This window comes from Thalassotalea nanhaiensis, from assembly GCF_031583575.1.
Lineage (GTDB): Bacteria > Pseudomonadota > Gammaproteobacteria > Enterobacterales > Alteromonadaceae > Thalassotalea_A > Thalassotalea_A nanhaiensis.
The window spans coordinates 1495066-1518430 of record NZ_CP134146.1; the positions used below are offsets into that span (position 1 = coordinate 1495066).

Here is a 23365-nt window from a genome sequence, read left to right on the forward strand (position 1 = left end):
ACCATGAAACATTTAAAATCTAAAATTATCGTTCGAATTTTGCTAATTACGTTTGTTTTAACGTCTTTTATTATCGAAATAGAAAAACATAATTTAGTAGGAACCGGAAATGATATTATCAAACGGTTATCAATTTTTGACGCTCTTGCCAATATTACTTTTGAACATTCATTAAATCGATATGGCTTTGTTGGTGGAGTTGATTCCGATTCAGATAATTATGAAGAAATACATAAATTATTAGAGCACTCAAGCTATAGTAATTGTCAGATTCTAGTGAACTACGGTGATACAGATAGCGTTGAATATTCAACGTTACCTGTAGCTCTCTATCAATCAATGCCACTTAGTGGCAAGTTAGTAATTCGCCAGCTATGTGATGCAATTGTTGACATATCAGTTCTGCAAAAACAGGCTTACTTGCCTTTTGACGATCTCTCTTTATATGTAGAGATACATGATCCTGAATTATTGTTTGAAGAAAGCATTACTGAAGACTCAAAAGTGAGTTGGATAATCGCCACTCATAATTTAACCTCAACTCAGTTTAACAATGAAATTTACCAAGTCATTGAACATAAACAGTTTCTCCCGCTTGTGGCGGATGTAAAGTCTAAAGTATTAGTCCATAACAAACTGTTATTTGCACAGGAGTCTGTATTCTTTGGCCCATTAACTGAAGTTTTTGATTTAAAGTTTCCAAAAAACCACTTATATAATGGCTTTATAAACGATTTGAAATTGGGATTTTCACAACCAAGTTTGATATTTACGGTTTTCGCTTGGTTGTTGCCACTGCTTTTTCTTTTCGCAGCACTCATTTATTTTATTGTTAATAAAGTTGTTTATGTATTTAAAGAGAAGTCTGATTTTTTTAAAGTCTTGAATAGCTCTGGTTATGCACATTTGGCAATTTCAGATAAAACCATCGTTCCAGAGAAGTCGCACCATCATGGGCTTGAACACATTGATTTTAACGACATGACAATGCACTTTTATGATCAACAACTTAAACCTGTTGAGTCAATGCTAGATGCCCATTACCTAAACTTTCAATCGTGTCGCGATGTTTTTAAATTCAATATTGTTTCTAGTTCTTTTACCCGTGAGCAACAAAAGCAAGGGAATTTATTTATAGTAGAGAATAACTCGACACAACAAGAATTAGAAAAATATAAATCCATCTACAAAATTGACCCATTAACACAACTGCCAAATAGAACAGAGTTAAATGAAGTTATCGATAATGCCACTCAGGGATATTTAGTCATAATTGTAGATTTAGATCACTTTAAAACAGTTAACGATCAATTCGGTCATCACTTTGGAGATCTAATTTTAAAACATGTTGCAGAACACTTCCGAAATTCTGTCCGCCTAGAAAGGAACGATCGAATTATTAGACTTGGTGGGGAGGAATTTTTAGTCCTTGTACAAGTGAAAGAGAGCGATTACGAAAAAACTGCAAAAAGTGTTGCCGATAGGTTACTGAGCTTTAACCAAGAAGGAATTTCATTAAGCGGTGGGGCTGTTTATTGGGATCCTCAAGTCGATTCATTCGACTCTGCCTATAAAAGTAGTGACAAATACCTTTTCGAAGCTAAAGAAAATGGCCGAAAACAAATAAAGATTAAACTCACTGACTCGACTGTAAGTGTTATCAAGTCAGGGGGATAAATTATAATTTTTCATTTTGAATAACCAAATAGGGTTATAAATAAAATGTTTATTCGGTGTTTTCGTTAAAAAGCTATAGCTATTAAATAATTGAGCTAAAATTAAATTGAAAAACTTAGGGGTTATATATGAAATTAAATATTAGTTTGAAGGAATTAAAAAATTTATACGATGGAGAAGAAGAAGCCCTATCTGACCTGGCGCACATGTTTTGTCCTCACGCAATTCAAGTAATGGCTGAGCTAGAGGGGTATCATAAACACTTAGATTATTATTTATACTCTAAAGTGTTGCACCAACTAAAAGGGTGCATTGCTTATTTACATTTACCGGAACTAGTCAACAAAATTAAAAGAATGGAATTTGAACTCGACAGTGGTGGACTTAGCACATTTGGGGCTCGTCACACAGAGCTGCAAAGTACAATGTCTATTTTGATAGATAAAATTCAGCTAGAAATTTTAACGCCATCCAAGGTATTTAAATGAAAATATTTATCATCGAGGTAGATGATTTTCAGCGAAAAATCTTACATGACATGATTGCAAGTAATTGTGATGGTGAGGTTAGTGCATTTTCAAATGTAGACGATTGCATTTTTGAATTGGCTATGCTCAAAAAAGAGCAAGTAGTTATTTTTTCAGACATTAATCTACCAAATCAATCCGGAATAACGTTAATTAGAGAAATACAAAGGTTTGATAATATCCTAGGCATTATTGTCATAAGTGCATTAGATGAAACTGTCCTCGATTCCATTTCTATGCTTATTAAACAGATTGGAGCTACTTATAGTAAGGTGTTACAAAAGCCTGTAAAAGCAGAAGAGTTAAAGCGGTTACTAAGTAAATTAAAAGGATTTGCTAGTAATCCAGTAAACTCGACCAAAGGTGTGATGCTAACACAAGAAGAATTAGTATTAGCAAATATTAACAATGCTTATATTCCCTATTTTCAGCCACAAATTTACATAAAAACAGGTGAAATTAGAGGGTTTGAAATTCTGGGTCGATTAGTTAAGGATGGAGAAGTTATCTTTCCCAACCGATTTATTGAACAGTTACTTAGATATGACATGATCAGTGACTACACGATAAGTATATTAGAGAATTCAATAAAATTGTTAAAGTCCAATGGCTTAGAACAATATCACCTATCTTTAAATGTAGAGTATAGAAGTTTAATGGAAGTTGATTTTTCGGAAAGAATCTTAAATGCGTTACAAAAGTGTGGCTACCCTGCGCAAAAGTTAACTATTGAAATCACAGAGTCTGCTTCTTCTCTATCACCAAACGTATTAGCTAATATTACAGAGCTAAAGCTACATTCAATTTCGATTGCAATTGATGACTTTGGTTTTGGTGGAAGCGGTATTAATGAGCTTTTAAATATTCCTTATTCTGAGCTTAAACTAGATAGATCTCACATCGCTATGATAAAAACCAATAAGAAAGCCAGAGCTATCGTTGAATCTATGGCTAATATGACGAGTAATTTAAATTTAGCCTGTGTAGCAGAAGGCATTGAAAACATTGAACAACTTGAGTCCATAAAAAAAATGGATATAGCGATTGCACAAGGTTTTTTATATTCTAAAGCGATACCTGCGGGTGAAATAAAACAAAAATTAGCAAGTATAAACAGCATGTTTAATTAACCAATCCGACCGTCTAATTGCAATAGAGAACGATAGATTGCCCCCTGTATTACGCTGTTAATATTTTTATGGACACAATGATATAGTCATCAAACTGTAAAACTTAAAAAGTTAGACTTCTAATAAATCGTTTTGAAGTTGATAACCTTTTCCACGAATTGTCTTTATAAACTCAACTGGTAGTTTCGCATTTACTAGTTTTTCTCTGAGCCTTGAAATTACAATGTCGACACTTCTACTAACTCCATCATAAGGAAAACCTTTGAGGTAGGTAAAAATTTCATCGCGAGTGATTAACTTGTTTTTTCTACTTAGCATGAAATAGAGCAACTCAAATTCGTCATTAGTTAAATTAATTTCTTGTTCAAAGTAAAAACATTTTAAACTACGTTTATCACAGGTTAAATTTCCTGTTTTGATTATCGAAGCATCATTAAATTCAGTAGAACTCTTTCTAAAAAACCTAACTATTCGCGAATATAGCACATCAAAGCTAGTCCCTTTACGAATAAAATCATCAGCACCAGCATCAAAACTTGATATTTCTGAATCGATATCAGTATTCGCAGTGAGCATCACAATTGCACCATTAAACGTATTTCTGATGAGTTGACAAACGTCTATACCATTAACCTTAGGTAAATTAATATCTAATAATATGCAATCAACCGTGTATTTTATCAGGCTTCTTTCTACTAACTCTCCAGAGTAAGTTGAGTAAACAAGCCAACCTTTAGACTCAAAGCTTTTCTTCAAAATGGTTGATACAATAAAGTCATCTTCTACTAATAAAACAGTCTTGCGCATTTAAAATCCTAAAAAAGTCTGCAGGAATAGTTTTAATTTATTCCCGTTGTTCATAGTGATGTGCAGCAACTTTTAGTTGAAGCTACGCATACTATTAAGAAAAAAGTTTAACTTTTTTAATTTTTATTGTCATTCATCACCCCGAACATAAATTTACAGGAAATAAACATAAATTTAATAACCCGAAAGGGTGAATTTTCAAAATATAATGGTTCAAGAAATTCCCTAGAGTGTAATATTTTCACTAATCGTACTTTTTGTTAAGTTTATGACCAATGTAAGGTATAACTAACATTGCATTCAATTGGGCACAATAAGTGGCTGTGTTCGCACTCTATTATTTTAGCTAGCAGTTGTTGCCGGCTCTTGATCATTATGCCCTAAGGTTAACTTGTGAAATTTGAAACACTATCTGAAAGGCATCTGGACTTATTATTTCAGTTTGAACTAGATAATAGAGGATGGTTTGAATCGTTAATTTCTTCAAGAGGCGATGACTTTTATACCTTACCTAGTATTCAGAGCCATATCGCTAAGTGTATTTCAGATGCAAAGTTAAATAATAGTTGGTCTGGCGTCCTTATAGATAAAGGAAAATTAATAGCTCGAGCTAACCTTAAAGATCTCTGCCTTCAAAGTAAAAGTTGTTCAGTAGGTTACCGGGTTGCAAAAACTAGTATTGGCAAAGGTTACGCCAGTTACTGCCTAGGTGAGTTAATTAAAAAGGCAATAGACTTATATTCTATCGAGTTTCTCAATGCACAGGTTTTGGATAATAACCCTGCTTCAAAAGCTGTATTACAAAAGTTCGGTTTCAAACCTATTTCACATCAACCTAATTTTGTAGAATTAAATACCGTTAAACTAGGATGTACTACTTTTAGGTATGTAGTTGCTTAATGTATTCCAACTTTTAAATGAGAGTCTAAGGAGAATAAAATGAAAGGTGTTTGTAATTGTGGAGCAGTAAGCTTTTCATTATTGGGGGAAATACCTCATCTTTATCAGTGTCATTGTACTCTTTGTCAGAAGCAGGGAGGATCGACGTCAAACACTGCCACTATGATTGCTAAAAAAGACTTTGTGTGGCTTTCAGGCGAGGAGTTAATTACTAAATGGCAAAAGGGGTCAGGCTTTAGTTCTCATTTTTGTAAATGTTGTGGATCACCAGTACCAAACCCTTTGCGAGACTCCGATTTTTACTGGATCCCAATGGGCCTATTGGAAAATGTAAACGCTAAAGTTGTTATGCATATTTATTGCGACTCTAAAGCGCCATGGGATGTTGTGCCTGACTCATGCAAACAAGATGAAACCATGCCTGAACAATTATCAACATTTATAGACATTCTTAAACAGAAGTAAATTGTCTAATAAGTTGTTAAGCATTGAATACTATCGTTGTATTTAACTGGGGTTATAAGCAGAAATAAACCACGCACTTGATGGTGCCCAAATGCTGCCGTCTTGTCGCTCAAACTTTCCTATAACATCACCTAAAGCAAGTTCAACTTCCCCTTTAAGTCGTTGGCCTTCATCCCCAGCAAGCCTAATAATTTCACCAGCAGGGCCAATTTCCAAGGCAAACTGTATGGCTTCTTGTAAATTGCGGCCTATGCATATTTCTGAATCAAAGCGCTCAAACTGTACACGTTCAAAGCCAACCGCTTGCAGCATATCACTGACCATATCTGGTCCAGCCATAGAAAATGGGCCAGGGCCGCAATGTACGGCATTGGTTTCTTCATGAGAAACTACGGGCACAATATTTCTAACACAAAGCTCTGCGTCGTGTAACCAAGGGTTATCTTCTCTTTTTCGCCACACTACTTGGGTAAACTTCCCTCCAGGTTTAAGCGCAGAGCGTATATTTTTCATCGCTAAACTTGGCATATTAAAAAACATGGTACCAAAGCGGGCAAAGGCTTCATCATAGGGGCCGCCTAAATCGTCAGCTTCCACGTCAGCAACAAAAAAACGGGTGTTGTTAAGCTTTTCTTGCTCTGCAGCACTATTGCATTCATTAATAAAATTGCTTGCACAATCTACACCGTAAGATAACCCATTATCTCCAATTAACTTGGCAATACGAATGGTACAGTCGCCAAAACCACAGCCAACGTCCAACATATTGGCCGCTTTAGGCGGTGGATGTCGTATGAATACTTGTTCACTAATTGCCGCATACCCTTCAACAAAGAGAAACTTAAAGCGGCTGAATTTCTCAAATAAAACGGTATTCCATGCTTCTATCACCACATCGTTGGCCATTAATATCACCTTTTATTAAGTGCTAAGAATTATTATTTGATTAAGTGTAGACCATTACAGTTGTTTCAATGGCAAGTTAATGAATGGTTTTTTGTCGGCAAAATAATAAAAGGAGTCGGATTATCAGCTACTTGTGACTTTACTAAAATAACTCTTTTAAGATGATAACAATGGCAATAATCAGGGTAAAAAATGCGAATATTTTTTGTAGAGATGTACCATCGAGCTTTCCGGCAATTTTTGTAGAAAGACTCATGCCAATAAAAGTGGCAATTAACATATACCCCAGCAAAGGCAATTGTAATTCAATGCCAGATTGCAAATCGCCAATGAAACCTAACAGCGACTTTAAGGCAATAATAAATAGTGATGCACCAACGGCATTTAACATTGGCATGCCTAGAAATAATACTAGGGCAGGGATGATTAAAAAGCCTCCTCCAGCACCAAGAATACCGGTCACCACGCCAACAACTGCTCCTTCAAGCATTATCAACGGCCAGTTTCGGGACTTAGGTTTATCTGGGTTTTGATCTATGGCAGCAGGTTTAGGCTCTTTTTTGTATGCTTTTTTTAGCATTAAGGTTGCGGACGCTAGCATCAAAAATGCAAACAACACCATAATGGCCATGTTTTTAGAAATCGCAAAAGGTGAGGTTAAAATTTGTTCTGGGATTGCCGGCATTAAAAATGCCCGAGATAAATATACGGCAATAATAGACGGAATAGCGAATGCCAGAGATGAGCTGATATCTATCAAGCCTTGCCTGAAGTATCGCACTGCGCCAAATGCTGCGGTAGCACCAACAATAAGCAAAGAATACCCTGTTGCAGTATCTGGTGCCACGCCCATTAGATAGACTAAAATTGGTACGGTCAATATAGAGCCACCACCGCCAATGACACCTAACACCAACCCCATAAGGATGGCTGCGAAATACCCCAGAATGATCATATAAAAATCGTACACGTATAAATAATTAGAGTCATATATGATACTTGTAAGCGAGCACGGTTAACATGTTAAATAAGAACTTAGACCATGCATATTTCATTAAAATTGAGCCTGTTGATTGTTGAAATGAAATTTTCATGCTCACTTTATCGAGTCGCTGCTTACAGTACTTAACGTTTTGAACTCACTCATCTTACTGAATAAAGACATAAATATTTACAAGTAAACTTGCTTTAATGCCAAGCCACTACTTGCCAAGTTAAATTGAATTGTTAACATGTTGTTAGAAATTTACCAGCAGGACTTATCACTTTGAAATGGCTTAGTATCAGTATCATAATCTTGTTACTCGCAGGGTGTTCAACAAGTAATAAAGTTGAACGAGTAGAGCAGCCTAATTCAATAATTAAATACAAAAAAGATACTGTCGAGCCAACTCGCTTTGCAAATTTATATCCGGGTAAAAAAACATACCCTGAAACATGTACTGAGCATTGTTACCAACCATCCGCTCTCGTTAAATGTGAGACTCCCGCTGAGAACTGTCAATATATTGGCGAACAAGTAGCGATGAATTTAAATACTGGTTTTACTTTTCGCTGGCTTGGGCATGCGAGTTTTTATATTGAAAGCCCTGATGGTAATACATTACTGATTGATCCGGTTAGCGGCCAATTCGACTGGCCGGTGAACTGGGCATTTCGATTAAGTGAGGGTTTCAACCGTAAACAAGGTTTTTGGCCAAGTGAAAACGAAATGACTAATATCGATGCAGTACTGTATTCACACATTCATTATGATCATTTCAATAAAGATGATATTGCCAGTATTGGCCCTGTAGCAAAGTATTACGTGCCTTTAGGCTTTGCCGAACATTTTCCTAACGATGGTTATAGCATTAACGAAATGACGTGGTTTTCAAGCAAGGTGTTAGGCAATTTAACCATCAACTTTGTCCCTGCTCACCATTTTAGTAGTCGAGTTTGGGTACCGTACATATATGAAGATAATGATACAACCCTATGGGGAGGATGGGTGCTAGAGCATCAGGGACGGCGTATCTTTTTTGCCGGCGATACTGGTTATTCTCAACACTTTAAAGACATACAACAACGTTACGGGGATATGGATGTGTGTTTAATGCCAATAGCTTCTTATTTTAATGAAGAAAATGGCGACTGGTATCGTTATGTACATACAACGCCTGAAGATGCGTTAATTGCAGCGCAACAGCTGAATTGTAAAGTGATGATCCCATGGGGATACGGTAATTCAAGTTGGAAAATGGGCGATCACAGTTCCCATTCAGCTCTGTTAAGACTGTTGAATATGCATAAAAAGTTGGGCTCGAACATATCTTTATACATTCTTAATGAAGGTGAAACTGTAGCCTTCTAAAAAGTATTTCAAGCCCAAACTATGTTGATAAGCACGTAAACAAATATTACGCCATTTTAAAGTTTCCGTGAAAGCCTAATGGTAAGTGATTGTTTAACCATGCCCTGGCAATAGGGCCCTCAGCTAGGTTATTGGCATTAAATATATTAAGACAAGTGCGTTTGCTTGGTACATGTAATGCTGTACCAATAAGATAGCCGCTGCCTTCTTTACGTTTCGGACACACGGTTATGTGCTCTTCAACTAAATACTCTTTACCAAAAATGTATTTATCTTCTTTACCTGTATTTGTATTAAAACTACTGACGGTATCACTCCATAGGCTATTGTTTGTAGATGACAGGTGATATAAATAATTATTTTTTAGACCAGTTATATGATCGCACACCCGCGGAAACTCACTATTAGTATCCAAAATGGTATGGTTGGTACTGCCGTTTGGCAGTAACGTATAAAGTGCCGTTTTAGCGTCAATATTGGCATTATTCATTTCGCCTTGCATGACATTAGATAAATTATGCAGTACATCAACATTAGGATACAAACTCGCATCAAAGTGAATGGTGCCATTGCTTTCTTCCCAAGCATTACCATAGTGAAAGGCAAATCCAGAGGGTAGTTCGTATTGTTTGGTTACCGCTAATTGAGTTTTGCTGACTACCAAGACGCGCATAGGTAGATTATTGTCAAATCCTACTCTGGAAAAGTAACCCTGTTGGCTGTCACTTTCTGCTCTGCGTGTAATTAATGATGGCAAAATTAGTAGTAGATGTTTATCAGTGATCAAAAAGTCGTGTAACATACCGCCGCGATACTTTGCATTCACTATTTTTACGTTTTTAACTTGCCCTGTTGCCGACAAATGATAAAGCACGATATGACCATTTGGGTGTAAACCAAAGTTCCATATATCACCATTCGCTTCAATTTTTGGGTGAGCAGAAAAGGGCAGTCCTTTTAAACTATTACCATATTTACCTTCCTCTCCAAGCGTCACTTGCTGTTGATAGTCCAAGGTTTTACTATTTATGCTAGTTGCCGAACCGGCTTCCCATAATGCCCAAAGGTCATCGCCAACCGGGATCACATTGGTATTTGCGGTATTAATCATATTGGCATTTGAAACCGGTAAAGGCTTGTTAATTTTAGTTTCAGGGCCAGAGTATAAAAAGCGCTCAGCTTGTTGTTCTTGTTGAAACTTTGGCGTGTTGATAAACTTTCCGTGATGACTTACTTTGCCATTTTCGATATGAAAGCTTTGTAGCATGCCATCACCTTCAAACAGATGTTGATAGCGTTGGTCTCCGCGCTCGTGCTTTCCTGGGCCATTGCGGAAAAATATGCCGTTCAGATCCGCGGGGATTTTACCTTCAATATTTAATGTTTGCGGCTTAAAATTACTTTCTACATTACTAAAGCCGAGTAAATCTGGGTTATTTGCTAAAGCACGGTTAAACAAGTCTTTATAATTAACCACAGAGCTGTTATTTATCGCATTGGTGTTAACTTTTGAACTGGCTAATGCCTGAATAGATGGATTTAAAAGCATTGAGCCCAGGCCGACAGCCCCCATGCTTTTTAATAATTGTCTACGTTGCATTTTTCTATCTCCGCTTTTTAACCTATTAATAAATCACAGTACTTTCATTAATTACTTTGCTGTCATCTTCGCTGACAATGAATTTGATTTCACTGTAACTCACTGGACCAAAATTTGGTTTTGCATTATTTGAAAAGCCGTACCCTTCAACAGGCATACCAAATAAGTTGGTCTCTAATTTGCCATTACTGTTTTGATCGTGGAAATAGCGCAATGCATATTCACCTTTGCTAAGGTTATTAAAGTGAATGCTGGCTTTACCACTTTGGGCTTTTGTGATGGTGGCCGACTCGGGGATGCTTTTTGTATAATTTTCTTCGCCTTTAAACAGTTGTACATACACTTTGCTTGAGTCGTCATTTACTCCCAAAATATTAAATTCAATTTCAGCCGCTGTTGCTGCGCTGCTTACAAGTAAAGAAATCATTGCTGTTAAAAATAAGTTTGAGTTTTTCATTTTAATTCCTATTAATGTGTTGTTAACTAATTCATAACAAGTGCTTAATTAATTATTAGCAATTGCGTCGTGTTGAAAAGACGATAGAATGGAATAATTAAAATAAATAGTTATGTTTCGCGAATTAACTTAAACAATTCGCAAATTGCCCGTTTTTGGAAGATGTACCGTTGACGAATCGTGAAATAAACCATAAAAATCAATCGATAAGAGCATTGATTACAAAAAAACAAATACTTAACGACTTAGTGATTACATTAGTTGTTGGCATTTTGTTAGGCTTTTTAGCGCCGTTTGGAATGTACGAGGTTCCATTAATGTTTTCGATTTCTTATTGGATTATGATGTGTACCAGTGGCTATTTTATTTATATGCCCTGTACACAATTAAGTGAGCGCTACCTTACTGAAATAATACCTAAAAACTGGGTTCGATTTGGTTTTAGCATGATTGTTGCCAGTATTCTGATGAGCTTTTTTGTACCCTTTTCTGTCTGGCTGTTTTTTAATATTCCGATAAATTATTCACAGCAATTTTGGCAGGTTTTTCCAAAAGTCATACTTATCGGTGGGATCTTATCTTTTATTGGTTTCGTTAAAGACTATATTAGAAGACAAAACTCCAAGCTAAATGAATCTGAACAACAATTACAAAATCACGCGGTTCAAGAAAATCTAAAATTCGAAAAGTTTATGGCACAACTGCCGTTAGAAAAGCGGGGCAAATTATACTGTTTGGAGATGTCAGATCACTATTTGAAAGTGTATACAGATAAAGGTCATCACTTACTGTTGATGCGTTTTAAAGATGCTTTAGATTTATTGAGTGATTATCAAGGTATGCAAACACATCGCTCTTGGTGGGTAGCGTTAGATGCGATTGTAAAAGTGAACAAAGAAGGCCGTAAAATTTCACTTGAGATGATTAATCAATTGCAAGTTCCTGTGTCTAGAACATACGCAGAGGCAATTAAAACAGCCGATATTCATTAACATTAGCTATGTTTACAAACAGACTTGGAACTAAAGTGGCTGCTCTAGTTGATTAGCTTCTTTGATCCGCTCTAGCCGTGCTTCTTCTTCAGCGAAAGCTGCTTTAATTTCTTCAAGCACGCTATCAACATTTGCATTATCTGTTGCCTCAGCAAAATAGCCGGTTAATTCACTTTCTGGCGTCAGTTCACTTTTTTCATACAATGCCCACATTTCTTCCGCGTACTTGCTGCCCAGTAGTTCAGGTGCAAACTGACCATAATAGTTGGTCATGTTTTCTACGTCACGGATCAGCATGGCTTTAGCGTTATTGTTGGCGGCGGCATCTACTGCCTGTGGTAAATCAATAATTACCGGGCCATAGGCATCGACTAATACGTTAAATTCAGATAAATCACCATGGACTACACCCGCGCAAAGCATCCGTAATACGTAAATCATTACGTCTTCATGATCTTCTCTAGCTTGCTCTGCTGTCATGCTTACATCATTTAATCGTGGCGCTACATCACCGTCATCATCAGTGATTAACTCCATTAATAATACCCCATCGTAACAACCGTAAGGTTGTGGTACACGAACACCTGCATCGGCTAATAAGTATAAAGCATCAACTTCAGCATTTTGCCAAGCTTCTTCTTGTTGGGCGCGACCAAATTTAGAGCCTTTTTCCATAGCTCTAGCGCGACGGCTGTTTCTGCTTTTACGACCTTCTTGATATTGTGCTGCTTTTTTAAAGCTGCGTTTGTTGGCTTCTTTGTACACTTTTGCACAAACAATTTCGTCGCCGCAACGCACCATATAAACAGTGGCTTCTTTGCCGCTCATTAATTGACAAATTACTTCATCAACTAAACCGTCATCAACAAGGGGTTGTATTCGTTTAGGTATTTTCATAACGCCGTTATACCTTAGTTAGAGGGGAATTAGAATACTTTCGGTGAGTTTCCCAATAAAAAAGCTCTGAAGGTTACTCCAGAGCTTTAAATTAGACGTAAATTAAATGTATTGTGTTAAATTACTGTTCAGAAATAACTACTACGACACGTCTGTTTAAGCGACGACCTTCTTCAGTTTTATTGTCAGCAATAGGTTTTAATTCACCAAAGCCAATCGTTGAGTAGGTTTTATCACTATTAGGCGTTTTTTCTTCTAGAAGGGCAGCAACAGCTTTTGCTCTTTCTTCTGATAAAACTTGGTTTTTATCTTGCTTGCCTTGCCAGTCGGTATGTCCTTCAACAACAACATTAATATTTTCATGTTGATCAATAATTTTTGCTACACGATCAATTTCAGCTAAATATTGCTCTTTTACAATAGATTTCCAACTATCAAATTGAATGTTAAGGGTAATTGATGCCATTAACTCACAACCTTTAGTGTTAACTTTTGTATTTGCTTTTGTATCCGGGCATTTATCTGCTTCATTAATAACCCCGTCGCCATCTAAGTCAGGGTTTATAATAGCTTTTTCTTCAACTTTTTTAACTACTGGTACAGGAGCTGGCTTATGAATAGGAGCTTTTTTTACGGGTTTCTTTTTAGCTACCTTTTTAGAGCTAGAGCCAAAATATTTAGCAATACTTAAACCAATAACCTGAGCATCTTCGTCATAGGCTGTTAAATCAAGACGAGCAAACCACTTTTCGCTAAAGTGCCATTGTGCTCCAATACCAAATGTTAGTTGAGTACCGTGATCTTGTTCAACGTGTTCACCAGTGTCGGTATCTAAAAACGAAACCCCAGCTTTGGCATAAACATTCCAAGTTGATTGTCGCTCATTAAGTAAATATCCTAGATTGGCGCCAAACGCTGAATAGTCAACAACAAGGGTTTCGGTAATACTTGGATTCAAGTTGTCTAATTCTGCGCTGCCCATATCTTCATAACTTATTTCTGTAAATAAGTGGTCAGATAAAGATAATCCAGCAAAAATCTTAACTGCAGTATCAGTATCTTCTGAAACTCTCCAACTTGTGTTTTTATGCTTAGGATCTAATGTGGAGTAACCCAAACCAGCACCAATGTACCAACAATCTAACTTGGCAAATGATTGACCAAGTTTACACTCATCATTGGCTTGAGCATTTGAAACTACCAGTAAAGGCATTGCCAATAATATTAAAACTCTATTTCTGTTCATGCGCAGCACGAAAGTAAGTATTAACATTAAAGTAATGAATACACCCGTTGAACCGGCACCTTTTACGCCTGTTTCAACCTTACCAGCTGCTTGTAAGCGATCATTGATACCGTCGTTATTAAAGTCACCATTTTCATCTGCGTCAAGAATTCCATCGTTATCTGAGTCGGTATCTAGATAATCAGGGGTACCGTCACCGTCTGTATCGTTAGTGCCTTCTTCTTCATCTATAATTCCGTCAGAGTCACTATCAAGATCTACTTCTATTATTACAATGTCAGTATCTAAGTAATCAGGAATACCATCTTCATCGGTATCAACAGTGCCTTCGTCAGTATCTGGAATGCCGTCATTATCAGAGTCTTGGTCTTGATAATCAGGAATACCATCTTCATCGGTATCAACAGTGCCTTCTTCAGTATCTGGAATGCCGTCATTATCAGAGTCTTGGTCTTGATAATCAGGAATACCATCTTCATCGGTATCAACAGTGCCTTCGTCAGTATCTGGAATACCGTCATTATCAGAGTCTTGGTCTTGATAATCAGGAATACCGTCTTCATCGGTATCAACAGTGCCTTCGTCGGTATCTGGAATACCGTCGTTGTCAGAATCTTCATCTAGATAATCAGGAATGTTATCTTGGTCAGTGTCTACATTACCTTCATCACTATCAGGAATACCGTCGTTGTCAGAATCTTCATCTAAGTAATCAGGAATGCCATCTTGGTCAGTGTCTACATTACCTTCATCACTATCAGGGATCCCATCGTTGTCAGAATCTTCATCTAAGTAATCAGGAATGCCATCTTGGTCACTATCTCCCGCACCTTCTTCATGATCAGGAATACCGTCATTATCCTGATCATTCTCGATATAACTAGTACCGTGTTCGTTAGGTAAATTATCGTGTGCATCATCAATACCATCAGCATCATTATCGACTGTACTATCGATAACACCGTCGTTATTGTCATCTAAAGAACTGGACGTAGATGTATCAATATCGTTGACGTCGTCATTATCGCTATCAGTATCTCTGAAATCTGCGATTCCGTCTTCATCAGTATCAATAGGCTCTTCAACAAGTAAAATTTCACCGTCTACTAAAGCGTTGTTATCTTCATCTGCAATGCCTGCTTCTGTGATATCAAATAAACTGTCATTGTCGCTGTCTAAGTCATGCAGATCTGGTACCCCGTCTTGATCAGTGTCAACAACGGTTGCGTTATCGTCAATGCCATCATTATTAGCGTCGCTGCCATTAGTTGCATCTATATCAAAGCTGTCATCAACTCCATCACCGTCGTAATCTTTACCACTTATACCGGCTTCTGCCGTGTCGCTAATACCATCGTTATCACTATCTAAGTCTAAATAGTCAGCAGTACCATCGTCATCTCGATCACTTTTCGGATTTAAAGTATCATCAATACCATCATTATCAGCATCAATACCTGCGGTATACGTTACATCGAACTTATCATCAATGCCGTCATTATCATCATCAACTCCACCAGTTTGATCAACATCTACATTATTAGGTATACCGTCGTTGTCGGTATCAACGGTTCGCAGGTGAGCTTCAACCACATCTGGAATGCCATCATTGTCACTATCTGTATCGATTCTATCGGCTAAACCATCATCATCAGTGTCTAGGCTAATAACATCATCGTCTATACCGTCGCTATTGGCATCATTACCGAATGTTTGGTCAACATCGAACGCATCATCTATACCGTCATTATCGCTGTCTAAGCCGGTGGCGGTTGACTCTGCCGAATCTGTTATACCATCGTTGTCGCTATCAACATCTAAGTAATCTGGAATGGAATCGTTGTCACTATCACCTGTACCTTCAACAATGTCAGGAATGCCGTCATTGTCTTCATCAATACTGATGTCTAAATAATCTGGCGTTCCATCTTGGTCGGTATCTTTCGTGCCTTCTTCGCTATCTGGAATGCCGTCATTATCGGAATCTTCATCAAGATAATCTGGAATTGTATCACCATCAGAATCACCGTTACCTTCGATGGCATCATCAATACCATCACCGTCCGTATCCGTATCTGAAAGGTTTGGTATACCATCTCCGTCGAGATCTTCTAATACGTTAATTGTTATAGTAACTACAGCAGAGTCTTCATAGCCATCGTTTACTTTAAAAGTGAACGTGTCTTGGCCAACAAAGTCTGTAGTTGGAGTATACAATAAGGTTGGTACAGCGCCTGAAATGTTACCTTCGATAGGGTTTGTTTCTATAATGAATGTTAAATCATTAAGATCAAGATCTGAGCCTGACAAGGTAATTGTCTTTGCAATATTCTCAACAACATCCACCGTTTGTTCAATTGCTAATGGTGCCTGATTGGTGTCAGTCACGGTAATGCTAAACGGCGCCAAAGACACTGGCGTGCCACCATCACTGACTGAGATCACAATATTGCTATACGTACCGGCATCAGTAAAGCCTGGTGTACCCGTTAATGAGCCATCTGCAGCATTGAATGTTGCCCAGTCTGGTTTATTGCTAATGGTAAAGGTTAGTGCGTCACCATCAGCATCGTTAAACGTTGGGCTGAAGCTGTAGTTATTATTTTCAGCGACTGTTGTTGCTGGAGTGCCCGAAATAGTCGGTGCTTGATTTGTCTCTGTGACGGTAATGCTAAACGGCGCCAAAGACACTGGCGTGCCACCATCACTGACTGAGATCACAATGTTGCTGTAGGTGCCGGCATCAGTAAAACCAGGTGTGCCCGTTAATGAGCCATCGGCAGCATTAAATGTCGCCCAGTCTGGTTTATTGCTAATGCTAAAGGTTAGGGCGTCACCATCATCATCGTTAAACGCTGGGCTGAAACCATAGCTGCTATTTTCAGCGACGGTTGTTGTCGGTGCGCCAGAGATGGTCGGTGCTTGATTTGTCTCTGTGACGGTAATGCTAAACGGCATTAAAGAAACAGGCGTACCACCATCACTGACTGAGATCACAATATTGTTATACGTACCGGCATCAGTAAAACCTGGTGTACCTGTAAGTGAGCCATCGGCAGCATTAAATGTCGCCCAGTCTGGTTTATTACTAATGCTAAAGGTTAGTGCGTCACCGTCATTATCGTTAAACGTTGGGCTGAAACTATAGTTATTATTTTCAGCGACGGTTGTTGCCGGTGTACCTGAAATAGTCGGCGCTTGATTGGTCTCTGTGACGGTAATGCTAAACGGCGCTAAAGACACTGGCGTGCCACCATCACTGACCGAGATCACAATATTGCTGTAGGTACCGGCATCAGTAAAACCAGGTGTGCCCGTTAATGAGCCATCGGCAGCATTAAATGTCGCCCAGTCTGGTTTATTACTAATGCTAAAGGTTAGTGCGTCACCATCATTATCGTTAAACGTTGGGCTGAAACTATAGTTATTATTTTCAGCGACGGTTGTTGCCGGTGTACCTGAAATAGTCGGCGCTTGATTGGTCTCTGTGACGGTAATGCTAAACGGCGTCAAAGGAACTGGCGTGCCACCATCACTGACTGATATCACAATATTGCTGTAGGTACCAGCATCAGTAAAACCTGGTGTACCCGTTAATGAGCCATCGGCAGCATTAAACGTCGCCCAGTCTGGTTTATTACTAATGGTAAAGGTTAAAGCGTCACCATCAGCATCGTTAAACGTTGGGCTGAAGCTGTAGTTATTATTTTCAGCGACGGTTGTTGCCGGTGTACCCGAAATAGTCGGCGCTTGATTGGTCTCTGTGACGGTAATGCTAAACGGCGCCAAAGACACTGGCGTGCCACCGTCACTGACAGAGATCACAATATTGCTGTAGGTACCGGCGTCAGTAAAACCAGGTGTACCTGTAAGTGAACCATCGGCAGCATTAAATGTTGCCCAGTCTGGTTTATTGCTAATGGTAAAGGTTAAAGCGTCACCATCAGCATCGTTAAACGTTGGGCTGAAGCTGTAGTTATTATTTTCAGCGACGGTTGTTGCCGGTGTACCCGAAATAGTCGGCGCTTGATTGGTCTCTGTGACGGTAATGCTAAACGGCGCTAAAGACACTGGCGTGCCACCGTCACTGACTGAGATCACAATATTGCTATACGTACCGGCATCAGTAAAACCTGGTGTACCTGTAAGTGAACCATCGGCAGCGTTAAATGTTGCCCAGTCTGGTTTATTGCTAATGCTAAAGGTTAGAGCGTCACCATCAGCATCGTTAAACGTTGGGCTGAAGCTATAGTTATTATTTTCAGCAACTGTTGTTGCCGGAGTGCCAGAAATAGTTGGTGGTAGGTTGCCACCACCTTCATTGACATCCTGTACATTCACCGTAATTGTTTGAGTGTCTGCAAGAGCTCCATCACTCGCCGAAACTTCTACTACATAGGCGTTGCTGCCGGCATCAGACAAAGGCGTTTCAAAATCTGGTGCATTAATAAACACTAGTGCGCCATTGTTATCTATTGAGAAAAAAGCGCTGTCAGCTCCTCCCGAGATTGAGTAAGTGATGGTATCGTTTTCAGGATCCGTCGCTAAAATGTCGGTAACAGGAGTTGTATTTTCACTGACATTTAACGAGGAAGTATCTGCACCACCATTATTACTGATAACCGGTGCTAAATTAGAAAAACTTACTGGTGGACTTAGCATGCCTAGATTTGCGTATGTTTCATCCCAGTCGGCATTCTTATCGTCAATACCACCCACATCTCCATTGATAGAGCTGTTTTGAGTTAAAGAGACAAGGATATATTGCATGACGGTATTTTCATCAATATTTAGGCCGGCAATATTTGCCATTTGTGTTTGTACGTCGGCAAAAGGAAATTCAAATGAAATAAAGTGATCCAATTTACCATTCGGGCCGATATCTGCAGTAGCGCTGTTACCGTCAATATTTTGCACGGAGTCAAAATTGTAATTTAATGCGGTGTATGCAATCTCAAAGCTTGAATTCTTTTCCATGCTTGTGGTGTTTGGGGAAATATTTGCATCAGCTCCAGGGTCAACAAACTCAATTGCGCGGCCATTATTTTTACCATTGGCATTTACAAATAAATCTATTTTTCCATCCAGGTTTGCATCTATGCCAATAACATAAACGGCAGAATCTTTACCATCACCGAGACGAATTCGGTAAGCTATCAAATCATCAGCATTCGTAACCGTGCCTTGATCATCATATAAAGTGTAAAGCACGCTGTGATCGACATCTCCAACTAACTCTACACCTTCAGCACCTGCTTGAGTGTCACCATTGGGGTCAAAATTTGAGCCTTTCATAATGGCTTTCCAAGCAGAAGATGCCCCATCTAAATCTATGGTGATATCCTGAGCCTGTGAAGTGCTAGTAATAAATAGTAACGAGAAAGAGGTTAGATAAACCTTTTTGAAAAAACTTAATAATTTGAAGTTCATTTTTGTCCCTAAAAACTTTTAACTTATAGTGAAATATCTACTTGTTTTTCTAAACTAACTATATTGATTTAAGCTAGTTTTTTGAATATCAGTGTATTAATTCAGGTAGGATATTTGATTAATTATTATTCAATTGATGAATGTAACTGCTTTGTTTAAAAATGTAAACAGGATTGAGAAGGGCGGGCCCCAATTTACCTATATTGAATGTAAAATAACCCCGAGCGCTTGAGGTTAACAGTGGATTAACAAGGTGTTGGCGTTTTTCAGTTTAGAAGATATCAAAGGCGAAGCAGCCTCATTATTTTTCTAGTCTATACTTTTATTGAACTTCGTTATTAAAGGAACTCTAAGATGTTTATTACGACAAAAAGAATAATAAATATAATGTTTATAACTACGTTAGCTGCTTGTTCAGGTAACGAAGGTCCGCCACCAATTCCTGATTGTGATTACAGTACACATTCAAAATTAAACGATAGTATTAATCAATTTATTTGGGCCGATCCTGGCCATACAACGTTTACTTCTCAGTGGCAGCATGTGGCGGTTGAGCAAATCACCAAAAAATATGGATATTTACAACGTAAAAGTTTGCCTGATGCACAAAACGCTGAAAAAAGTTTTATCCAGTTTCAACAACAAGTTGAACGTTTACTTGTCACTAATAAAGATATACAAGTAGGGATTGATACTAATCAGTGTGTTGTAGGTAAAAATGGTGAGTCCAGTGATAAGCTAGAAGTACAAAACGAAAGCATTGAGTACGTATTAGCGGCTTTACCCAAGATTTTAAAGTCTATTCAAACTAAGAAAAATTCAATTATTGAGACGTTAGAGAAACGATAATACCAGAATGGTACCAAGTTGATTAAATATCTGCTCATTTTTAATGGTTAAAACGAATAACTACTGCTTTATAAAATTTGAAGGTAGAACAACTACCTATAAAACTTTATTCATTGTATTTATCCGTTTTCCCTCATGAAAAAGAAGAACACATACATAATCAAATTGGTATTATAAAAATATTTGGCTTATTACGGAAAAACTCATTAAAATTCACCCATTAAACATTATGAGTAAAAGACATCTACTATGACGACAGAACTATTTTTTATTTACGACTCTCATTGCCCTTGGAGTTATGCAAGTACGGCTTTAGTGAATTGCATTAACAAAGCTTACCCTGATATGCACATACACTTATGGCATACCGCGTATTACGAAGGTAATGACAGCCCAGGTAAAAACGCTGCCGATACCGTGTCGCGTCAAAGTGCCGCTAATTTTGGTATGGATTATATTCGCGATGCTGATAATGCTAAAGACAGCTATATGGCTGCCAACGTTATGGCATGGGTGCAAAACAAGCAACCTGAAAAAGCGCTGGAAGTATTAAATGCATTGCAGCACCAGCACTTTGTAGAAAATAACCCATTAACAGATAAAGACGATTTTGACTCTGTTATTGGTCAATTTAAATTTTCACCACCAGCAAAAGTGTTTAAATTGGATCTAAGTAAAGATGCAGAATACGTATTGGGTGATATAGCTGAAATACAAGAAGTGATTCAAACAACTGCTTTCCCTGCATTAATGTTGGCGGTAGACGATCGATTGGTAATGTTAAATCATAATTTGTATTTAACAAAACCTGAAAAAATTGTTGAAGCTGTTGAACTAGAGTTGAAGTAATGAAACGGGTAGTTCTGTTTACTAAAACCAGTTGCCCACATTGCGATACGGCGAAAAAGTACCTTGATCAACATGGCATAAAGTATCGCCTGTGTAATGTTAGTACAGCTGCTGGTCGCAAAGAGTACAGTTTAACCGGGTTTAGAGGTGTACCTGTGTTGAAAGTTGGCGATCAATTTTTAAACGGCTTTACGATAAAAGGTTTCCAAAACCTTTACGGTAAATAATCTACTACTTTAATTAAAACGGGTCTGTTGGTGTACAACAGACCCGTTTTTTTTGAGGAAAGGAAAACTTAATCGTTAAGCACCTTTAATGTTTACCACATAACGTCCCACCACGGTGCCTTTAATGAATTTGGTTAAGCAATCAGGTACTTGTTCTAATGAAATTTCTGTTGTTAGCTCTGCCAGGTTCTTCAGTTTCATGTCGGTAGCTACACGTTGCCAAATGTGCTGTTTATCTTTTAAAGGTATATTGACCGAATCAACACCTAATAATGACACTCCTCTGGTGATAAATGGAAAAACATTGGTGGAGAAAAACGGTGATGACACTAAACCACAGGCAGAAACACCGCCACCGGGTTTAATTTGTTTCAATAAATTAGCCAGATACTCACCGCCTAAAGTATCAATTGCATGAGACCATAAGCCTTTGCCCATAGGGCGTTCGCCTATTTCATTGATGACATCGCGATGAAGGACTTCTGTCGCCCCAAGCTCTAATAAATGCTGACTTTGCTCGGGCTTGCCCGAAAATGCGATAACGGAATAACCAAGCTTTTTTAATAAGGCAATGCTTATACTACCAACACCGCCAGTTGCACCTGTGACTGCAACGGGACCATCAGCAGGTGTAGCGCCCATACGCTCAATTTTTTCAACGCATAGCGCCGCGGTTAGTCCACCGGTACCATATATCATTGACTCTTTAAGTGACAAGGTAGTGGGGCACTTAACAGCCCAACTCGCTGGGATTGAAATTCGCTCAGCTAAGCCTCCAGACGTATTCATGCCCAAGTCATAGCCAAATACTAGCACTTCATCTCCTGGGCTGAACGTACCTGATTTATCTTCGATAACAATACCCGCAGCATCAATACCAGGAGTATGAGGATAGGCTTTGGTAACACCTTTATTACCTGAAGCAGACAATGCATCTTTAAAATTTAATGATGAATAATGCACATCAATTAATAAATCATTTTCAGGTAAATCGCTAATAGGGCGCGAAGTTATCGATTGGGTGAATTGTTTATCGGCGCCTTCTTCAACCAATAATGCTTTAAAAGTATTTTTGCTATTCATAATGACTCTTTATTAATCAACCTAGTATTACTTTAGCAAATAGAAAATTACTCAGCTAGGTTACTTTAGTCTATAGATTGCTACCTGAACGGGTAGCAGCAATTTTAATTTCAAAAAACATATAACATTCAACGAATTTGATTGTGATACTTTTGTGATTATATCGTGAATCTTCTGACATCTTCCTTTCGCATACTAATACCTCAGCAGCTAAAAATAACATTAATAAATTAACTATGAGAGGGATCATTATGAATATAAGTAAATCAAGTACTATGCTGTCAGCAGCGTTTTTACTAGGCATTATACCGACATTACAGGCCGCGGAGCTTGAGGTCACAGTAACCAATTTAACCCAAGGGATTTATTTTACCCCTATCATCATAAGCGCTCATACAACTGATACTCACATTTTTGAATCTGGTGAAATGGCCAGTACAGAGTTACAAGCTCTGGCTGAAGGAGGCGATATTTCAGGCGTTGCAGGTATGTTATCGGGCAGCTCTGCCGATATGGTTGAAAATCCTGCCGCAGGATTACTTGCTCCGGGTATGTCAACAATAGCAATGTTGAGTAATAGTGCGGGTAATGACTACTTATCATTAGCGGCTATGCTGCTACCAACAAATGATGGTTTTGTCGGATTAGACAGTTGGGAAATTCCAATTGAGGCAGGTACCTACACATTCACTCTTAATGCCTATGACGCAGGTACTGAAGCGAATGATGAAATTGTTAATGGCGGCGGTGCCCTTGGTGCTCCAGGTATACCTGCTGCACCTGGAGTTGGCTCTGGTACAGGAGGAACAGGTGTAACCACGACTGAAGCTAATAGTGTTGTTCATATTCATCGAGGCAATTTAGGCGATGATGATATGAATGGCGGTAAAAGTGATTTAAACAATACCGTGCATCGCTGGTTAAATCCTGTTGCGCAAGTCACTGTCACTGTTAAGTAGGAGAGTTGATC

Annotated in this window: 19 protein-coding genes; 11 read left to right on the forward strand and 8 right to left on the reverse strand. The window is 38.3% G+C overall.

Translation table 11 applies throughout. From position 1 onward, the window contains the following. Positions 1–3: 3 nt before the first annotated feature. The 3 genes from RI845_RS06640 (at position 4) to RI845_RS06650 (ending at position 3334) form a co-directional block, all read left to right on the forward strand. Entirely contained in the window at positions 4–1677 is a 1674-nt protein-coding gene (locus tag RI845_RS06640) for a GGDEF domain-containing protein (RefSeq protein WP_348388954.1), read from the forward strand. 128 nt (positions 1678–1805) lie between these two features. Beyond that, complete coding sequence (locus RI845_RS06645; protein ID WP_348388955.1) at positions 1806–2165, forward strand: hypothetical protein; 360 nt, start codon at positions 1806–1808, stop codon at positions 2163–2165. Next, positions 2162–3334 carry an EAL domain-containing response regulator gene (locus tag RI845_RS06650; protein WP_348388956.1) on the forward strand — a complete coding sequence of 391 codons (1173 nt, stop codon included), beginning with the start codon at positions 2162–2164 and terminating at the stop codon, positions 3332–3334. Before RI845_RS06645 ends, RI845_RS06650 begins: the two co-directional genes overlap by 4 nt. Positions 3335–3445: 111 nt before the next feature. On the opposite strand, the gene RI845_RS06655 is transcribed toward RI845_RS06650, so the two are convergent. Continuing rightward, positions 3446–4141: a response regulator transcription factor gene (locus RI845_RS06655; RefSeq protein WP_348388957.1), complete on the reverse strand. Its 696-nt coding sequence runs from the start codon at positions 4139–4141 to the stop codon at positions 3446–3448. Between the two features lie 393 nt (positions 4142–4534). Here RI845_RS06655 and RI845_RS06660 point away from each other — a divergent pair, with 393 nt between their 5' ends. Beyond that, entirely contained in the window at positions 4535–5041 is a 507-nt protein-coding gene (locus tag RI845_RS06660) for a GNAT family N-acetyltransferase (RefSeq protein ID WP_348388958.1), read from the forward strand. Between the two features lie 39 nt (positions 5042–5080). After that, positions 5081–5506 (forward strand): GFA family protein, encoded by a 426-nt coding sequence (locus RI845_RS06665; RefSeq protein WP_348388959.1) that lies wholly within the window; start codon positions 5081–5083, stop codon positions 5504–5506. A gap of 42 nt (positions 5507–5548) precedes the next feature. On the opposite strand, the gene RI845_RS06670 is transcribed toward RI845_RS06665, so the two are convergent. Both RI845_RS06670 and RI845_RS06675 read right to left on the reverse strand, forming a co-directional pair. Beyond that, entirely contained in the window at positions 5549–6412 is an 864-nt protein-coding gene (locus RI845_RS06670) for a class I SAM-dependent methyltransferase (RefSeq protein WP_348388960.1), read from the reverse strand. Between the two features lie 142 nt (positions 6413–6554). After that, entirely contained in the window at positions 6555–7367 is an 813-nt protein-coding gene (locus RI845_RS06675; RefSeq protein ID WP_348388961.1) for a sulfite exporter TauE/SafE family protein, read from the reverse strand. Between the two features lie 306 nt (positions 7368–7673). Here RI845_RS06675 and RI845_RS06680 point away from each other — a divergent pair, with 306 nt between their 5' ends. Further along, positions 7674–8765 carry an MBL fold metallo-hydrolase gene (locus RI845_RS06680; protein WP_405054121.1) on the forward strand — a complete coding sequence of 364 codons (1092 nt, stop codon included), beginning with the start codon at positions 7674–7676 and terminating at the stop codon, positions 8763–8765. A gap of 46 nt (positions 8766–8811) precedes the next feature. On the opposite strand, the gene RI845_RS06685 is transcribed toward RI845_RS06680, so the two are convergent. Together RI845_RS06685 and RI845_RS06690 are read right to left on the reverse strand one after the other, a co-directional pair. After that, positions 8812–10365 carry a carotenoid oxygenase family protein gene (locus tag RI845_RS06685; RefSeq protein ID WP_348388963.1) on the reverse strand — a complete coding sequence of 518 codons (1554 nt, stop codon included), beginning with the start codon at positions 10363–10365 and terminating at the stop codon, positions 8812–8814. A gap of 25 nt (positions 10366–10390) precedes the next feature. Beyond that, entirely contained in the window at positions 10391–10822 is a 432-nt protein-coding gene (locus tag RI845_RS06690; RefSeq protein WP_348388964.1) for a DUF2141 domain-containing protein, read from the reverse strand. 155 nt (positions 10823–10977) lie between these two features. Here RI845_RS06690 and RI845_RS06695 point away from each other — a divergent pair, with 155 nt between their 5' ends. Further along, on the forward strand, positions 10978–11814 hold the full coding sequence (locus RI845_RS06695) for a LytTR family DNA-binding domain-containing protein (RefSeq protein ID WP_348388965.1): 837 nt from the start codon (positions 10978–10980) through the stop codon (positions 11812–11814). Between the two features lie 30 nt (positions 11815–11844). On the opposite strand, the gene RI845_RS06700 is transcribed toward RI845_RS06695, so the two are convergent. Together RI845_RS06700 and RI845_RS06705 are read right to left on the reverse strand one after the other, a co-directional pair. After that, a complete protein-coding gene (locus RI845_RS06700; RefSeq protein WP_348388966.1) occupies positions 11845–12711 on the reverse strand; it encodes a PA4780 family RIO1-like protein kinase in 867 nt (288 codons plus the stop codon). A gap of 121 nt (positions 12712–12832) precedes the next feature. Then, positions 12833–19387 carry a putative Ig domain-containing protein gene (locus tag RI845_RS06705; protein WP_348388967.1) on the reverse strand — a complete coding sequence of 2185 codons (6555 nt, stop codon included), beginning with the start codon at positions 19385–19387 and terminating at the stop codon, positions 12833–12835. 387 nt (positions 19388–19774) lie between these two features. Here RI845_RS06705 and RI845_RS06710 point away from each other — a divergent pair, with 387 nt between their 5' ends. The 3 genes from RI845_RS06710 (at position 19775) to RI845_RS06720 (ending at position 21312) form a co-directional block, all read left to right on the forward strand. Continuing rightward, complete coding sequence (locus RI845_RS06710) at positions 19775–20236, forward strand: hypothetical protein (RefSeq protein WP_348388968.1); 462 nt, start codon at positions 19775–19777, stop codon at positions 20234–20236. A gap of 249 nt (positions 20237–20485) precedes the next feature. Then, entirely contained in the window at positions 20486–21085 is a 600-nt protein-coding gene (locus tag RI845_RS06715; RefSeq protein ID WP_348388969.1) for a protein-disulfide isomerase, read from the forward strand. Then, positions 21085–21312 (forward strand): glutaredoxin family protein, encoded by a 228-nt coding sequence (locus RI845_RS06720; RefSeq protein ID WP_348388970.1) that lies wholly within the window; start codon positions 21085–21087, stop codon positions 21310–21312. Before RI845_RS06715 ends, RI845_RS06720 begins: the two co-directional genes overlap by 1 nt. 75 nt (positions 21313–21387) lie before the next feature. On the opposite strand, the gene RI845_RS06725 is transcribed toward RI845_RS06720, so the two are convergent. After that, the gene (locus RI845_RS06725) at positions 21388–22395 is read right to left on the reverse strand and encodes a YhdH/YhfP family quinone oxidoreductase (RefSeq protein WP_348388971.1); all 1008 of its coding nucleotides are present in this window, start codon (positions 22393–22395) and stop codon (positions 21388–21390) included. 251 nt (positions 22396–22646) lie between these two features. On the opposite strand from RI845_RS06725, the gene RI845_RS06730 reads away from it, so the two are divergent. Beyond that, complete coding sequence (locus RI845_RS06730; RefSeq protein ID WP_405054107.1) at positions 22647–23354, forward strand: spondin domain-containing protein; 708 nt, start codon at positions 22647–22649, stop codon at positions 23352–23354. The last annotated feature ends 11 nt before the right edge of the window (positions 23355–23365 follow it).

Coding starts and splice junctions, on each gene's coding strand:
- RI845_RS06640 (WP_348388954.1), top strand. CDS start 4: ATGAAACATTTAAAATCTAAAATTATCGTTCGAATTTTGCTAATTACG.
- RI845_RS06645 (WP_348388955.1), top strand. CDS start 1,806: ATGAAATTAAATATTAGTTTGAAGGAATTAAAAAATTTATACGATGGA.
- RI845_RS06650 (WP_348388956.1), top strand. CDS start 2,162: ATGAAAATATTTATCATCGAGGTAGATGATTTTCAGCGAAAAATCTTA.
- RI845_RS06655 (WP_348388957.1), bottom strand. CDS start 4,141: ATGCGCAAGACTGTTTTATTAGTAGAAGATGACTTTATTGTATCAACC.
- RI845_RS06665 (WP_348388959.1), top strand. CDS start 5,081: ATGAAAGGTGTTTGTAATTGTGGAGCAGTAAGCTTTTCATTATTGGGG.
- RI845_RS06670 (WP_348388960.1), bottom strand. CDS start 6,412: ATGGCCAACGATGTGGTGATAGAAGCATGGAATACCGTTTTATTTGAG.
- RI845_RS06675 (WP_348388961.1), bottom strand. CDS start 7,367: ATGATCATTCTGGGGTATTTCGCAGCCATCCTTATGGGGTTGGTGTTA.
- RI845_RS06685 (WP_348388963.1), bottom strand. CDS start 10,365: ATGCAACGTAGACAATTATTAAAAAGCATGGGGGCTGTCGGCCTGGGC.
- RI845_RS06690 (WP_348388964.1), bottom strand. CDS start 10,822: ATGAAAAACTCAAACTTATTTTTAACAGCAATGATTTCTTTACTTGTA.
- RI845_RS06700 (WP_348388966.1), bottom strand. CDS start 12,711: ATGAAAATACCTAAACGAATACAACCCCTTGTTGATGACGGTTTAGTT.
- RI845_RS06705 (WP_348388967.1), bottom strand. CDS start 19,387: ATGAACTTCAAATTATTAAGTTTTTTCAAAAAGGTTTATCTAACCTCT.
- RI845_RS06710 (WP_348388968.1), top strand. CDS start 19,775: ATGTTTATAACTACGTTAGCTGCTTGTTCAGGTAACGAAGGTCCGCCA.
- RI845_RS06715 (WP_348388969.1), top strand. CDS start 20,486: ATGACGACAGAACTATTTTTTATTTACGACTCTCATTGCCCTTGGAGT.
- RI845_RS06720 (WP_348388970.1), top strand. CDS start 21,085: ATGAAACGGGTAGTTCTGTTTACTAAAACCAGTTGCCCACATTGCGAT.
- RI845_RS06725 (WP_348388971.1), bottom strand. CDS start 22,395: ATGAATAGCAAAAATACTTTTAAAGCATTATTGGTTGAAGAAGGCGCC.
- RI845_RS06730 (WP_405054107.1), top strand. CDS start 22,647: ATGAATATAAGTAAATCAAGTACTATGCTGTCAGCAGCGTTTTTACTA.